Raw genomic sequence first — 15,676 nt, forward strand, 5'->3', positions numbered from 1 at the left:
TATAAAAGAATTTTATTTTTTACAGCTATGCTATTTTGTCATGCTGTAAATGTGGTATTTGCACAGACAAATCCATGGCGTAAAGGCATTTTGGTTGATGAGTTTTTGTATGATAAGGCACCTTTCCCGGAGTGCCATGCATCCACTATCGCACAAACAAAAACAGGTTTGGTGGCTGCATTTTTTGGCGGGACCAAAGAGCGTAACCCCGATGTATGCATCTGGGTTTGCCGGCACGTGAACGGCAAATGGACAGCCCCGCAAAACGTAGCCGACGGTATACAGAACGATACGCTGCGTTACCCCTGCTGGAACCCGGTATTGTACCAGGTGCCCAACGGCGAGTTGATGTTGTTTTACAAGATAGGCCCAAGCCCCGGTACCTGGAAGGGCTTTATGAAAACCTCGGCCGATGGCGGTGTTACCTGGTCGGCGCAAAAGGCCTTGCCTGCTGGTTTCCTGGGCCCGATCAAAAACAAGCCCGTATTGCTGAAAAACGGAACGCTTATCTGCCCGACGAGTACCGAAGATAAAGGCTGGAACGTGCATTTTGAATTATCGCCCGATAATGGCAAAACCTGGACAAAGACCGCCGACTTAGCCAAAGGCGATGGCGCGACAGGTGCTATACAGCCCAGCATCCTGTTTCATAAAGATGGAAAGCTCCAGGCGCTGTGCCGTAGCCGAGACAGGGCGATACTCGAGACTTGGTCGGGCGATAACGGGGTAACCTGGTCGCCATTAACCAAAACAAGTTTGCCTAACAATAACTCGGGTACCGACGCGGTAACTTTAGTCGATGGCCGCCAGTTGCTGGTTTATAACCATGTGTTGCCTCCGGGCAAAGAAGCTAAAGGTGCGCGTACCCCGCTTAATGTAGCTATTTCGAACGATGGTAAAACCTGGTACGCGGCTTTGATCTTAGAAGATTCGCCCATAAGCCAGTACTCATACCCGGCAGTGATACAGACAAAAGATGGCCTGGTGCATTTTGTGTATACCTGGAGAAGGCAAAAGATCAAACACGTGGTGATCGATCCTAAAAAACTGCTTTTAAAAGAAATTGTGAACGGAGAGTGGCCAAAGGTTGCCGGTTATACAGCGCCTGTAGTGAGCGGCCCGGTATCTGATATGTAATTGCATGAAAAAGATAAGTGTCATAATCTTTCTGATGGTTGCTGCTTGTAAGAGCATGGCACAGGTATCTGTTGATGATAGCCTGAAAAAGCCGCTGAAGCAGGTGTTGACCGAGGTGCAGGCGCGTTTTCATGTACAGATCAAGTTCGACGAAAACCTTGTGAAGGGGCAGGTGGTGAGCTTTGCCGACTGGCGTGTACGCCCGGGTAATATTGATAAGACGTTGAATAACATCCTTACTCCACTGGATATCTCTTATACTCTGAAAGCAGGTGTGTATAGCTTGCGCAAGTTTGACTACCCGCGCTGGTCGGTTGAGGATGGGAAGGAAGAGCTGACTTACCTGTCATCTCTTTACAACGACCAGGCAGGCTGGGAAAAACGAAAAACCGAATTACGCGCGTGTGCCTATAGCGCTTTGCAATTGTCGCCGCTGCCGGCTAAGCCCAACTCAAAACCCATTTTTACTCCCCTAAGGCTAATGGATGGCTATACCATTCAAAACGTAGCTATCGAGACTTTGCCGGGATATTACGTTTGCGGGTCGATCTATCGCCCGGCAAAAAGCAACGGTAAGATGCCGGTTATCTTATCGCCAAACGGACATTTTGAGCACGGGCGTTATAACAAAGATCAGCAAAAGCTTTGCGCCACGTTTGCGCGCATGGGCGCTATGGCGATGAGTTACGATCTGTTTGCCTGGGGCGAATCGCTGCTGCAGTTTAAAGATGCCGACCATAACCGCAGCATCGCCATGAGTATCGAAACGCTGAACGGTATCCGTTTGCTCGATTTTTTGCTTGCGCAGAAAGATGCCGACCCGGAGCGGGTTGGTATTACCGGGGCTTCAGGCGGTGGCAGTCAAACCATGCTGCTGGCTTCGCTGGATGATCGTTTTAAAGTGAGTGCGCCGGTGGTAATGTTGTCGAGCGCGTTTTATGGCGGTTCGCACTCCGAAAGCGGGATGCCGGTGCACCTGTGCGTTGGCGGGACGAATAATGTGGAACTGGCAGCTATGGTAGCACCCAAACCTCAACTGATCGTATCGGACGGTAAGGACTGGACTGCGAACGTCCCTGAAATTGAATTCCCGTTTTTGCAGCGAACTTATGGCTTTTACGGCAAAAAGGATCTGGTGACTAATGTGCACCTGCCGACCGAAGGTCACGATTACGGGATTAATAAACGAAAAGCGGTTTATGCTTTTATGGCGAAATATTTAAAACTGGATATCAAGGCTGTACAGGGTGCCGACGGGGAAGTAGACGAAACAAAAAGCGCCATCGAACCTGAAAAGGCTTTATATGTGTTTGGCGATAAAGGTGAGCGTTTGCCCGCTAATGCCGTTCACGGGCTTGATGAGATACAGAAGGTGTTTAACAAGTCGACAGGGCATTGAAATGAAAGAAGAATATATCAGTAGAAAAAACTTTATCCGCAACAGCGTCTTACTAACCGGTGGTACATTGCTGGCAGCAAACGCATCCTGGACGAGTGTATTTGCTTCGGATGCTTCGCAGCGGTACAAGGTAGCTTTGGTTGACCTGATGCTCTTAAAACGCCAGAAATTAGGCGCGCTGCAATTGACCAAAGATATTGGCGCTGATGGTGTGGAGGTGGATATGGGCGGCTTGGGTCAGCGTGAGACTTTCGACAGCCAGTTAGGCACTCCCGAGATACGCCAGCAGTTTTTAGATAAAGCCAAAGAACTGAACCTGGAGATATGCTCGCTGGGGATGACCGGTTTTTATGCGCAATCATTCGCCGAAAGGGCGGGCGTAGAGCGGATGGTGAAAGATTGTATAGATACCATGGTGGCCATGAATGTAAAAGTGGGCTTTTTGCCTTTAGGAGTTGCCGATCTGACCAAGAAGCCCGAACTGCGCCCGGCGATAGTTGAACGTCTAAAAGCTGTTGCCGTACTTGCTAAAAGGGCCGATGTGATCATCGGTATCGAAACTTCGCTGGCTGCTGCCGATGAGGTTAAACTATTGGATGAAATTGGTTCTTTGCATATCCAAAGCTATTTCAATTTTGCCAACGCGGCAGATAACGGGCGTGACATCAGCGAAGAACTGAAAACTTTAGGTAAAAAACGTATCTGCATGATACACTGCAGCGATACCGACGGTGTCTGGCTGCGTTACGACCCGAAGATCGATCTGAAAAAGGTGAAAGAGACATTGGATAAAATGAAGTGGAGCGGCTGGCTGGTGATAGAACGCTCGCGTGATGCAAACGATGTGCATAACGTAAAGAAGAATTACAGCGCCAATACCGAATATGTTAAATCAGTATTTCAATCAAAATAATGTACAAAAGGTTGTTGATATGCCTGTTGATATGCCTGGCTCACGTTAGCGTGTTCGCGGTGCAATTATATGTTAGTACGACGGGGGATGATGCTAACCAGGGTACTAAAGAAAAACCTTTTGCCACGCTGCAAATGGCCCTGCGTGCGGCCCGCGAGATAAGAAGGCTCAATCAACTACCAAAAGGCGAGTTTATTTTGATCACGATGAGCGGCGGTGTGTACCAATTGAATGAGCCTGTTGTCATTCGCCCTGAAGACGCAGGGGGCCCTGTGCCTACGATGATCAAGGCTGCCGAGGGCGAATATCCCATTTTAAGCGGCGGTATCAATATTGCCGGCTGGAGCAAAGCAAAAAATAATATTGCAGGTTTGCCAAAAGAAGCAAGAGGCAAGGTTTGGGTAAGCGATGCTCCGGAAGTTGGTGACCAATTGATCGATTTCAGGCAGATGTGGGTGAATAACCATAAAGCCACTCGTGCCAATACTATGCGAGGGGATAGCATGATGCGTATCCTTTCATGGAACCATAAAGACCAAAGCTGTTGGATACCCAAACCAAAGACAGCTGATCTGACACGGGTTAAAGGCATGGAGATGCTGATCCACCAGATGTGGGCGATAGCCATTTTGCGGGTTAAAACGTACGAACCCAGTGGTGATAGTGTGAAGCTGACCTTTCAGCAACCCGAAAGCCGGATACAATCTGAGCACCCCTGGCCGGCGCCTTTTATCTCCAGAAAAACAGGTAATTCGGCGTTTTATTTAACCAATGCCATCCAGTTTTTAGATCAGCCCGGCGAATGGTACCTGGATAAAAAAGCGCGTAAGTTGTACTACTGGCCTCGCGGAGGGGAAGATCTGACCACGGCTAACGTGGTTGTGCCTGTGCTGGAAAACCTGGTTAAGATTGAAGGTAATGCCGAAAATCCGGTTTCGGGAATATGTTTCAATGGGATATCGTTTATGTATGCGGGCTGGCTCAGACCGTCGCAGCAGGGCATTGTACCGCACCAGGCGGGCATGTATATGCTGGATGCTTACAAGCTAAAAATTCCGGGTACGCCCGATAAAAAGGGCTTGGAGAACCAAGCCTGGGTAGGCAGGCCGGAAGCGGCTGTGAAGTTGAGCTATACCAAGCAGGTTGAGTTTGAAAAATGCAGGTTCCTGTACCTGGCATCAACCGGGCTTGATTTGGTGAAAGGTACTTACCAGAGTCATGTGATGGGTTGTTTGTTTAAGGATATCGGCGGCAGCGGTATTTTGGATGGTACTTTTTCGGATGAGTCGACCGAGGTGCATTTGCCTTACAATCCCACTAACCCCGGAGATGTTTGTACCTATGACCGTTTTGACTACAACTTGATAACCGATGTGGCCAACGAGGATTGGGGTTGTGTAGGGATAGGGGCAGGGTATGTTAAAGGTATTGCAATAAGACACAATGAGATTTGCGATGTATCGTACACAGGTATTAGCGTAGGATGGGGGTGGACCCGGACGGCGAATGCCATGAGCGATAACAAGGTAACGGGTAACAAAATAACCCGCTATGCCAAACATATGTACGATGTGGCTGGTATCTACACTTTATCTAACCAGCCGGGAACGGTGATAGCCGAAAATTATGTCGATTCGATATACAAAGCGCCTTACGCCCACGACCCTCATCATTGGTTTTACCTGTACCTCGACGAGGGTTCATCCAACATCACCGTAAGGGATAACTGGACACCGACTGAGAAATATTTGAAGAATGCCAACGGCCCCGGGAACGTGTGGGAGAACAACGGGCCGGTGGTATCCGACGGGATAAAAAATGCCGCGGGCATCATCCCGACGTACCAATATCTGCTGATCGATAAGACACCGAACCTAACAAACCAGGCAATTAATCATTGATAAAGTATGGGTGTAAATAAAATATATAAATATCTGTATTGTAAAGTATTAACTATTTTATTGATTTCTATTACTTTGTTGTATGGCTCATGCAAGCAAGCGAAAAGGGCAGTAATAACAGTTAGTGATTCCACCAAAATGCAAGTGATCGAGATCATAAAGCATGATGGTTCGGAGTTTTCCAAAGAGTGGCTCTATGGGCTTTGTGATGGATACAAGATTAAGCGAGAAAACATTTTCGAATGGCAAAATCGAGTGGTGATATTGGCCGATAAGCGTTCATTGGAAAACGGTGAGTTTAAGTATTGGCTAAATCACCGTCTTCATTTTCCACAAGATACTATAGTGTACTTTAATAAGCCTTTCTACATTTTCAACCGGTCGGTTTGTTCGGACACCGTGAGTTCCAAAAATTGGGACAACATCATCCTGACCGCAAACCTGGTTTCCGATCCCGGAAAACAAGCGGAATACATGGAATACCATCGTACCCAATTTGAAAAATGGCCAGAAGTATCACAGGGCTTTTGCAACGCGAGTTTTCAGCAGTTGCTGGTGTTTAGAAACGGCAGGCAGTTGATGCTGATCATCAGCATCCCGCAAGGAGAAAGCCTCGACAAACTAAACCCGCTGACAACGAAGAATAACCCGCGGGTTGATGAATGGAATAAAATTATGGCTAAATACCAGGAAGGTATCCCCGGAACAAAGCCGGGAGAGACCTGGGTGTTTTTGAAACCAATTTGATTTCGGATTAACTCCGTTGAGGGCTTCGCCGTTTCGGATGTTCGATTTCGGATTTAAAAAAATAAATACCTGATTGGTACTAATGAACCAATGACAAATGAACTAATGAACGATATATGTTAAGATTAGGAATATTAGGATTAGGCGAGGGCCGCAGCACGATGTCGGCAGCGATAGCGAGCCCGAAATGGGACCTGCGGATGATATGCGACCGTAATGAAGACCTGTGCCGCCACCGCGCCGACGAGTTTAAAATGTACGATTACACTACCAATTACCAGGATATGCTGGATGCCAAGGAAATAGATGTAATTGCCATTTATACGCCCGATCACCTGCATGCCGAACATGTTAAACAGGCTTTGCTGCATAACAAGCACGTAGTTTGTACCAAGCCTTTTATTGATGACCTATCTAAAGCAAACGAGTTAATTGAGATAGCGCAACGTGTTAATAAAAAGGTGTTTATCGGTCAAAGCTCCCGTTTTTTTGAACCGGCTAAAAGGCAGCGTAAGGATTTTGAGGCAGGTTTATTGGGAGAATTGATCACGGTAGAAAGCCATTACCATGCCGACCACCGCTGGTTTCTGGAGAAGCCGTGGGCGTTGGAGTCATCGTTTAAATGGCTGTACGGCGGGCTGAGCCACCCGGTTGATTTTATCCGGTGGTACCTGCCCGATATTGAAGAGGTAATGGGTTATGGGATGATCAGCAGCAATGGCAAAACAGCGGGGCTGAGGAACCACGATACCATGCATTTTATTTTCCGGGCCAAAGACGGGCGTGTTGCCCGGGTGAGCGGGGCCTATACGGGGCCAATACAGCCCGCTCAGCGCGATAGCGGCATGACGGTGATACTACGGTGCACCGAGGGGGCTTCGCAAGCTGATTACCACGAATTACGCTATTCGGTGACTGACAAAACCGGCGAGGAGAAAATTGTGACCTGGGGCGATAAAACGCTGAAGCATTATTTCCGTTTCGAGGGGCAGAGCCACCACGCAGGCGAATACCAGAATTACCTGGAGTATTTTGCCGATAGCATTGAGCAGGGATTTACGGCTTACCCGGATATGAAAGAGGGCGTGGGTACGGTGGCGCTATTGCAGGCAATGGATCAATCGCTGCAAAGCGGGAAACCGGTTAGAATAGCGGATATTTTGAAGGAACACCATATCAACTTGTAGTTATGAAAATAAAACGTCATTGCGAGGTACGAAGCAATCTCTAAACTGTACAGAGCGAACTTGCATAGCCGCTTGTCCTACGTAGAGATTGCTTCGTGCCTCGCAATGACGCGCGGAGAATATCATTTTAATAACCCGATAACAAAACTCATGCACAGCAGCATTGTAGATAAACTTACTTTTTTAGATTATGCCATTGTGGTGGCTTATCTCGTTATTCTGATCATTATCGGGTACCGGGCAAGTTTTGTAGGCCGTAACAAGGAGGACTCGTACTTTTTGGCTAACAAGTCGTTAGGCTGGGCAAGCATTGGTTTCAACATGTGGGGCACCAACGTTGGTCCCTCGCTGCTGCTGGCTTTTGCAAGCATTGGTTATACATCGGGCATTGTTGGCGCCAATTTCGATTGGTATGCTTTTATCTTTTTGATGCTGCTGGCTATGGTTTTTGCTCCGCGTTACCTGGCTGCCAGGGTAAGTACCATGCCGGGCTTTATGGGGCAGCGCTACGGCGATTCGACCCAAACCATTCTGGCCTGGTATGCGCTGGTTAAAATGCTGATATCGTGGTTGTCGCTTGGGCTATTTGCAGGCGGATTGCTGGTAAGGCAGGTATTGGGGATACCCATGTGGGAGTCGGTCATCGTGCTGGTTTCCTTCGCGGGATTGTTCGCTTTTACCGGTGGATTAAAGGCCATTGCCAAGGTCAATATCTTCCAGATGCTGTTGCTGATCGGTGTATCGTTAACGTTAACCATTTTAGGTTTACAAAAGGTAGGTGGCATATCGGCCATGTATCACGGCGTGCCTGCACATTACTGGCAATTGATCCATCCGGCAAGCGATCCTAAATACCCGTGGTATGCTATTTTGCTGGGTTACCCCGTTTCTGCGGTGGCGTTCTTTTGTACCGACCAGGCTATGGTACAGTCGGTTTTGGGATCGCGTAACCTGGAGCAGGGGCAATTGGGCGTGAGCTTTATCGGCTGGTTAAAAATACTGTCGCTGCCATTGTTTATCGTAACGGGCATACTTTGCTATAGCCTTTTCCCGCATTTAAAAGACCCCAGCGAGGCGTATATGACGATGGTGACCAACCTCTTCCCGCCGGGAATGAACGGCCTCGTGATCGTAGTGCTGATCGCAGTTTTGGTAGGTACAATCGGCTCATCCTTAAATGCTTTGAGCACAGTATTTACCATGGATATTTATGTGAAAAAGATCAATCAGCAGGCAAGCAACCAACAGATTATCGGGGTGGGGCGCATGGTAGTGGTGGCCGGTTGTATTTTCGCCATCGGCATGGCGCTGGCTATCGACAGCATTAAAGACCTGAACCTGTTCGATGTTTTTCAATCCATATTAGGTTTTATCGCACCGCCGCTGGCAGTTGTATTTTTACTCACGGTTTTCTGGAAGCGTACATCGCGTAAAGCGGTAAATTTTGTGTTGTCGGTAGGATCGGTGTTGAGTTTGGGTACAGGTGTTGTTTACCTGTGGGTATTGCCTGCTGCAACACATCCGTTCTGGCCGCATTACCTGATGCTGTCGTTCATCATTTTTGTGGTGTTGAAGCTATTGGCTGTACTGATCTCGGTATTGGATCCGTCGCCACAAACGTATATAGCTGATGATACAACCAATGAACCGGTGTTTAAAACCACCAACCGGGTTAAGCTTTCGTGGGCATTGCTAACAATAACTATGATTTTGATCTATTTATACTTTAAATAGTTCCCACTCTGAAATAAACCAATGAACCAATGACCAATGAACTGAATATATGAAGAAGATAATTTATTTATTATTAATCTGCGGCCTGATGGTGCCGGAGATTGCATCGGCGCAAGCCAAAAAGGCTACCTGGATATATTATCCGGGCGATTATGAGATATGGCTGGGCAATAAGATGCAGAACCGCCGTACCGACCGTGGCGCGTTTTTGCCGGTGCTTTGGAAAATGGACAGTCATTATGTATTGGTTGAATTTCATAAAGAGTTTGATGTTCCGGCCAACGAAGAAGTTAAACTTTTTGTTGAAGGAACCTATAACGTAAAGATTGACGGGCAGGCTTTTGTGGGTTATCCCAAGAGTATCACGATGCCTGCCGGGCGTCATAAGCTAAGCCTGAAAGTGTATAACCAGGCCAATGTGCCCACCATATTTGTGCAGGGCAAAACCGTGGTATCCGACGATAGCTGGCTGGTGACCTTTGAAGATAAAGAGTGGATAGATGCCACAGGCAAGGTATCCGATAAATCGGGAACTACTTACCTCAATGCCGGTTCGTGGAATTTTAATGATCCGGTGATGCCGCCGTCGAAATTTAGTTTACCAACCATTCCGCAACATGCCATAAGCAGCGACAAGCAGTCGCATTCTTTCTTTTTAGATTTTGGTAAGGAAACCTTTGGTTTTGTGAAACTGCATGGCTTAAAAGGCAAAGGCAAATTGCATATCTATTATGGCGAATCGAAAGAAGAGGCTTTGTCGGTTGATCATTGCGAAACACTGGACGAATTGACCATCAACGAACCGGCTAAGAAAGACTCGGTGATGGAGCTGTCTAAAGCGTTACGTTATGTTAACGTGCAGTTTGATAGCGGTATTAGTGTCGATTCGGTTTCGATGCTGTATGAGTACGCCCCGCTGACGGAAAGAGGTTCGTTTAAATGTTCGGATGAAGAGATCAATAATATCTACGATATCTCGAAATACACGCTGCATCTCGCTACGCGTGAGTTCTTTATCGATGGCATCAAACGTGACCGGTGGATCTGGTCGGGCGATGCGTACCAGAGCTATGCCATGAACTATTATTCGTTCTTTGATTCGCCTACGGTTACCCGCACCATTTTAGCTTTGCGCGGAAAAGACCCGGTGACGAGCCATATCAACACCATTATGGATTATACTTTCTACTGGTTTTTGAGCATTAACGATTACTATCAGTACACCGGCGATAAAACATTTATTAAGCAGTTTTACCCGCGTATGCAAACGCTGATGGATTATTGCCTTGCGCGGCGTGATAAAAACGGCATGATGGCCGGCCTACCCGGCGACTGGCTGTTTATTGATTGGGCTGATGGGCTAAGCAAAAAAGGAGAGCTAAGCTTTGAGCAATTGCTGTTTTGCCGCAGTTTGGAAACCATGGCAATTTGCGCCAAACAGTATGGTGATGTTGAAGGCGCAGCTAAATATCAGGCCTTAGCTGATGACATGAAGGTTAAGATTTTCAAGTTGTACTGGAATGACCAGAAACATGCATTGGTGCATAGCCTGATAGACGGGCAGCAGAGCGATAATGTAACCCGTTACACCAATATGTTCGCCATCTTCTTCAACTATTTTAACGAGCAGCAAAAGCAGGATGTGAAGAAGAGTGTGCTGCTGAATGACAACATCCAAAAGATCACTACCCCGTACATGCGTTTTTACGAGCTTGAGGCGCTTTGCGCGATGGGCGAGCAGGATTATGTGCTTAAACAAATGAAAGATTACTGGGGCGGAATGTTAAAGCTTGGCGCGACGTCCTTTTGGGAAGAGTATAATCCTACCAAAAGCGGTGCGGATATTTACGCCATGTACGGGCGTCCGTTTGGTAAGAGTTTGTGCCATGCCTGGGGTGCGAGCCCGATTTACCTGCTGGGCAAATACTATATGGGTGTAAAACCAACCGGGCCGGGATATTCAACTTATCAGATAGAACCTGTTTTAGGTGGCTTAAAATGGATGAGTGGCAGCGTACCAACGCCCGATGGTAATATTGATGTATACGCCAGCACTACCGAGATCAAAGTAAAAGGCGCTGCAGGTTTGGGTACGTTGAGGTTTAAAAGTAAAAGCAAACCAGTGTGCAAAACTGTCGAAATAAAAAACTTAGGTAATAACGTGTACGAGGTTAGTGTTGAGAAGGATAAGAGCTATGCGATTAAATATTCGGCTATTTAAACCATCAAATGAATAAAATTAAAACCTATTCGGTCTATTCGGCGAAAGCCAAACTGGAAAAGCCCATTTCGGATGCCACGCATACCTTGACGGAGATATCGTTCATTATACTGCGGATAGTAACCACCGGTGGTGTAACCGGAGAAGCTTATATGCTAAGCTTTCAATACAGCCCCAAAGCTATTGCAGGCGCTATGAAAGATGTGGGTGAAATGGTTTTGGGCGAAGAGGTACACGATACCGTTAAGGTTTTCGAAAAGATAAACGCTGCTAACGAATACTTTGGCCACGAAGGTATAAACCGCTGGGCACAGGCTGCTTATAACATCGCCATGTGGGATGCCTGGTGCAAAACTTTGGGCCAGCCGATATGGAAAGTGTTGGGTTCATCGGGAACCAAAGTGCCTTTGTACGGGAGTGGTGGGTGGATATCTTACTCCGTTGACGAACTGATCCACGAAGTTACCCGATATAAAGCCCGCGGTTTTAAGGCGGTAAAAATAAAGGTAGGCAAACCCGATTGGCGCGAAGACCTGGAACGTTTGACGCTGGTGCGTGAAGCCGTGGGTAATGACATCGGCATTATGATGGATGCCAACCAGGGCATGACGGTGCCGAACGCGTTGAGTTTGGCAACCGCTGCCAAACATCTCAACATCAGCTGGTTTGAGGAGCCTATCGATCATACCGACTTTCAGGGTTACCAGTTGCTGCGCAACCAGGCAGGTATTTCGCTGGCGATGGGCGAGCGGGAATACTCGACCGTGCCTTTGCGGGAACTGTTGACCCGAAATGCTATCGACATGTGGCAACCCGATATTTTGCGCCTGGGCGGGGTTGAGGCCTGGCGCGATAGCGCCGCGTTGGCCGGCAGTTTCAATGTTCCCGTGTTGCCGCATTATTACAAGGATTATGATATACCATTGCTGTGTACAATACCGAATGCCATGGGCGCTGAATCGTTCGATTGGATCGACCCGCTGATCGATAACCCGATGATAGTCGACAACGGTTTTGCTTTGCCGCATAACCGGCCGGGCTGGGGTTTTGGTTTTAAGGATGAGTTTTTAAGCGAGATATAATGCAGAAAAAGATATTACTGGCCATTGCCGGATGGTTGTTGCCTTGCGCATTGTTTGCACAACTGGTGGATAAAACACCGGCCGCCATACCGCAAGTGCCAACTATTTACAACGCCGAGCCATGGCAAAACCCGATGGTGGACGGTATTAACCGCGACGAGGCCCGGGCAACGGCTTACTCGTTTAGCAGTGTGCAGGACGCGTTGACTTTAGACAGGGATAAAAGCGGCCGTATGATGAGTTTGAACGGGATGTGGGATTTCGAGTTCGCCGAGAAGCCGGGCGATGCACCTGCCGATTTTTATAAAAGTCGCGTACATGGCTGGAAACAGATACCCGTTCCGGGCAACATGGAAATGCAGGGTTATGGAAAACCGATCTACAAAAGCGCAGTCTATCCGTTCCGCCCGGTAAACCCGCCGTACCCGCCTTTGGATTATAACGGTGTGGGCAGCTTTCAGCGCACATTTACCATCCCGGCAGATTGGAAGGATATGAATGTTACCCTGCATTTCGGCGGGGTATCGTCGGGCTTCAAAGTTTGGGTGAACGGGAAGTTCTTAGGTTATGGCGAGGATAGCTTTATGGTATCGGAGTTTAATGTAACGCCGTACCTGCAAGCAGGCGAAAATATTGTATCGGTTCAGGTGATCCGCTGGAGCGATGGTTATTTTCTGGAAGACCAGGATCAATGGCGTTTGAGCGGTATTCATCGCGAGGTAATGCTGCTGGCCGAGCCTAAACTGCGTATAGCAGATTTCTTTTGGCAGGGCAAACTGGATAAGGATTATAAGGACGTGCGTTTTATGCTTCGCCCGCGGATGGAGAACCTGACCGGTAAACAGGTAGTAGGATATCACCTCAAAGCACAACTATACGATAAGGATAATAAGCCGGTGTTGGATAAACCATTGGACAGGAGCGTGGAGAGCATCATCAACGAAATATTCCCGAGGCTGGATAATGCCAAGTTTGCTTTGATGGAAGCCAATTTGAAAAACCCGGCCAAATGGAGCCCCGAGCAACCTAACCTGTACAAACTGGTATTATCGCTTGAGGATACTACAGGCAAAGTACTGGAAGCCAAAAGCTGCCGGATAGGTTTCCGCAGCATCGAGTTTTCGAAAACGGATAGCAAGCTGCTCATTAACGGTAAGGTAACTTACCTGTACGCCGTTAACCGGCCGGATCATGACCCGGTTTTGGGTAAGGCGCTTACGCGGGATATCATTTTACGGGATGTACAGACCATCAAACGATTTAATTTTAACTGCATCCGTACCAGTCATTATCCCATGGATCCGTACCTGTACGACCTGTGCGACCAATATGGTATTATGGTGATAGATGAGGCTAACCTTGAAACACACGGTTTGGGTTCGAAGTTAAGTAATGACCCGGCATGGGCGGGCGCTTACCTCGACCGCGTTACACGGATGGTAATGCGTGATAAAAACCACCCGAGCGTGATCATCTGGAGTTTGGGTAACGAGGCCGGTCGCGGGCCGAACCACGCCGCTATGGCCGGTTGGGTGCACGATTTTGATATCACCCGCCCGGTGCATTACGAGCCTGCACAGGGTACGCCGCAGGCCGAAGGCTATATTGAGCCCGGCGACCCGCGCTATCTGAAACCGAACGACCATTCGCACCGCCTGCAAAACCCGATAGACCAGCCTTATGTGGATATCATCAGCCGGATGTACCCTGGTTTGTATACTGTGCCGTTGCTGGCTAATCAGGATAACGGCGACCGCCGGCCCATATTTTTTGTGGAGTACTCGCACGCGATGGGGAACTCGAACGGCAATTTGAAAGAGTTTTGGGATCTGTTCCGATCCACCAAACGCATCATCGGCGGCGGGATATGGGAGTTTAAGGATCAGGGTTTGCAGAAGACCGATTCGGCAGGGGTGAAGTACTATGCTTACGGCGGGGATTACAACGAGCGATATTTCGACGATTTTACCATTAAAGGCATTGTTGCATCTGATGGTAGACCAAAAGCTGCCATTTATGAGTGCAAGCATGTTTTTCAGCCCTTTGAATGTACCTGGGCGGATAGTGCGAAAGCTGTTGTGAAAATTGCGAATCGTAGTTCGGTACAGTCAGCTGCTGATTATGATATTAAGTTAGAAATTTTGGAAGACGGGAAAGTGATCTTAGGTAAATTATTGCCAAAGATGGATATTGCAGCGGGAGCGATTGGGACGCTTAATCTGCAGCCTTATCTTCCAAAAATGAAAACGGGTTGCGAATACTTAGCCAATATCCATTTTTTACTGCCCGAAAGCACACTTTGGGCGGATAGAGGTTTCGAGGTAGCGGGCAACCAGTTAGCGCTGACCGGGTTGGCGTTAACTAATCTTGTAAAGGAGAGCTATCCTAAACTTTCAACTTCGCGGGAGGGTGATAAAACTATTGTAAGCGGTAAAGACTTCAGACTGGCATTTAACGAAGAGGGAGCGTTAGTTTCATATGTGTATGATGGAAAAGAACAGATATTCGCGCCATTTTTGCCCCATTTTAGCAGGCCGGCTACTGATAACGACCATCGTGGGTGGAAAGCCGATAAAAAGTTGGCTGTTTGGTATAATCCAAAGTTGTCGTTAAAAGAGTTTTCTGTAGGTGAGGGAAACGGCACCATCATAATAGGCTGTAACTATACGGTGATTGATAATAAGGCTACCGCCGAAGTATTTTACACCATTAGCGGCAATGGGACTATAAAAATTGATTATAAATTGAAAGCGTCGCCGGATTTACCCAATATTCCTAAAGTAGGTATGCAGGGTGGTATAGCGCGGAGCTATGATAACATCACCTGGTATGGCCGAGGTTTGTTGGAAAACTATATTGACCGTAGAACGGGTTTCCCGGTCGGTATATACTCACAACCCATTAACGAGTTTGATGAGCCTTACGTGGTGCCGCAGGAAAACGGTAACCGTACCGATGTGCGTTGGATGTACCTTGGCGATAAGCAGAATAACGGTTTAATGGTGGTTGCTGACAGTTTATTGAGTATGAGCGCATGGCCTTACACCGAGCAAAATATCGTCGCCGCAAGGCATACCAATAAGCTGAAAGATGCGGGTTATATCACGCTCAATATTGACTTAAAGCAGATGGGTGTTGGTGGTAATGATAGTTGGAGCGAAGTAGCTGCACCGTTGCCGCAATACCAGATACCGGCGGGTAGTTACCACTATACTTTTTACCTGAAGCCGGTTAAGGCTGAGGTAACTAAGATTAGTGATATGGCCAAGGCTATAAAATTTTAAACGGGCAGTTGCGTTAGGGGGGAAGCGGATACCGGCCCGCGGATAAGGCCGGTGCAGTATGAGCGGAAGAC

The 15,676-nt window shown here is 47.7% G+C and carries 10 protein-coding genes; all 10 read left to right on the forward strand.

The features are described 5' to 3' along the window. The first annotated feature begins 27 nt into the window (after positions 1-27). Positions 28-1,137, forward strand: a complete 1,110-nt coding sequence (locus BEL04_RS01700) for an exo-alpha-sialidase (protein WP_254659507.1) — start codon at positions 28-30, stop codon at positions 1,135-1,137. Positions 1,138-1,141: 4 nt separating this feature from the next. Continuing rightward, positions 1,142-2,536 (forward strand): S9 family peptidase, encoded by a 1,395-nt coding sequence (locus BEL04_RS01705; RefSeq protein WP_065999513.1) that lies wholly within the window; start codon positions 1,142-1,144, stop codon positions 2,534-2,536. A 1-nt stretch (position 2,537) separates the two neighbouring features. Further along, positions 2,538-3,449 (forward strand): sugar phosphate isomerase/epimerase, encoded by a 912-nt coding sequence (locus BEL04_RS01710; protein WP_065999515.1) that lies wholly within the window; start codon positions 2,538-2,540, stop codon positions 3,447-3,449. Beyond that, positions 3,449-5,350: a right-handed parallel beta-helix repeat-containing protein gene (locus tag BEL04_RS01715; RefSeq protein WP_083227722.1), complete on the forward strand. Its 1,902-nt coding sequence runs from the start codon at positions 3,449-3,451 to the stop codon at positions 5,348-5,350. Before BEL04_RS01710 ends, BEL04_RS01715 begins: the two co-directional genes overlap by 1 nt. Before the next feature lie 6 nt (positions 5,351-5,356). Continuing rightward, complete coding sequence (locus BEL04_RS01720; RefSeq protein WP_065999521.1) at positions 5,357-6,097, forward strand: L-rhamnose mutarotase; 741 nt, start codon at positions 5,357-5,359, stop codon at positions 6,095-6,097. 116 nt (positions 6,098-6,213) lie between these two features. Continuing rightward, the gene (locus BEL04_RS01725; protein WP_065999522.1) at positions 6,214-7,284 is read left to right on the forward strand and encodes a Gfo/Idh/MocA family protein; all 1,071 of its coding nucleotides are present in this window, start codon (positions 6,214-6,216) and stop codon (positions 7,282-7,284) included. A gap of 105 nt (positions 7,285-7,389) precedes the next feature. Continuing rightward, on the forward strand, positions 7,390-9,018 hold the full coding sequence (locus BEL04_RS01730; RefSeq protein ID WP_254659508.1) for a sodium/solute symporter: 1,629 nt from the start codon (positions 7,390-7,392) through the stop codon (positions 9,016-9,018). A gap of 49 nt (positions 9,019-9,067) precedes the next feature. Further along, complete coding sequence (locus BEL04_RS01735; RefSeq protein WP_065999525.1) at positions 9,068-11,239, forward strand: trehalase family glycosidase; 2,172 nt, start codon at positions 9,068-9,070, stop codon at positions 11,237-11,239. 8 nt (positions 11,240-11,247) lie between these two features. Then, positions 11,248-12,321: a mandelate racemase/muconate lactonizing enzyme family protein gene (locus BEL04_RS01740; RefSeq protein ID WP_065999528.1), complete on the forward strand. Its 1,074-nt coding sequence runs from the start codon at positions 11,248-11,250 to the stop codon at positions 12,319-12,321. Next, positions 12,321-15,605, forward strand: coding sequence for a glycoside hydrolase family 2 TIM barrel-domain containing protein (locus tag BEL04_RS01745; RefSeq protein ID WP_065999530.1), 3,285 nt, complete (start codon positions 12,321-12,323; stop codon positions 15,603-15,605). The genes BEL04_RS01740 and BEL04_RS01745 overlap by 1 nt, the downstream gene beginning before the upstream one ends. The last annotated feature ends 71 nt before the right edge of the window (positions 15,606-15,676 follow it).

Origin of the sequence: Mucilaginibacter sp. PPCGB 2223, from assembly GCF_001705515.1 — a bacterium.
Classification (GTDB): domain Bacteria; phylum Bacteroidota; class Bacteroidia; order Sphingobacteriales; family Sphingobacteriaceae; genus Mucilaginibacter.

What these genes read in the sequence shown, in the direction of transcription:
- BEL04_RS01700 (WP_254659507.1), top strand. Translation starts at nt 28, where the DNA reads ATGCTATTTTGTCATGCTGTAAATGTGGTATTTGCACAGACAAATCCA.
- BEL04_RS01725 (WP_065999522.1), top strand. Translation starts at nt 6,214, where the DNA reads ATGTTAAGATTAGGAATATTAGGATTAGGCGAGGGCCGCAGCACGATG.
- BEL04_RS01730 (WP_254659508.1), top strand. Translation starts at nt 7,390, where the DNA reads ATGACGCGCGGAGAATATCATTTTAATAACCCGATAACAAAACTCATG.
- BEL04_RS01740 (WP_065999528.1), top strand. Translation starts at nt 11,248, where the DNA reads ATGAATAAAATTAAAACCTATTCGGTCTATTCGGCGAAAGCCAAACTG.
- BEL04_RS01705 (WP_065999513.1), top strand. Translation starts at nt 1,142, where the DNA reads ATGAAAAAGATAAGTGTCATAATCTTTCTGATGGTTGCTGCTTGTAAG.
- BEL04_RS01735 (WP_065999525.1), top strand. Translation starts at nt 9,068, where the DNA reads ATGAAGAAGATAATTTATTTATTATTAATCTGCGGCCTGATGGTGCCG.
- BEL04_RS01710 (WP_065999515.1), top strand. Translation starts at nt 2,538, where the DNA reads ATGAAAGAAGAATATATCAGTAGAAAAAACTTTATCCGCAACAGCGTC.
- BEL04_RS01745 (WP_065999530.1), top strand. Translation starts at nt 12,321, where the DNA reads ATGCAGAAAAAGATATTACTGGCCATTGCCGGATGGTTGTTGCCTTGC.
- BEL04_RS01715 (WP_083227722.1), top strand. Translation starts at nt 3,449, where the DNA reads ATGTACAAAAGGTTGTTGATATGCCTGTTGATATGCCTGGCTCACGTT.
- BEL04_RS01720 (WP_065999521.1), top strand. Translation starts at nt 5,357, where the DNA reads ATGGGTGTAAATAAAATATATAAATATCTGTATTGTAAAGTATTAACT.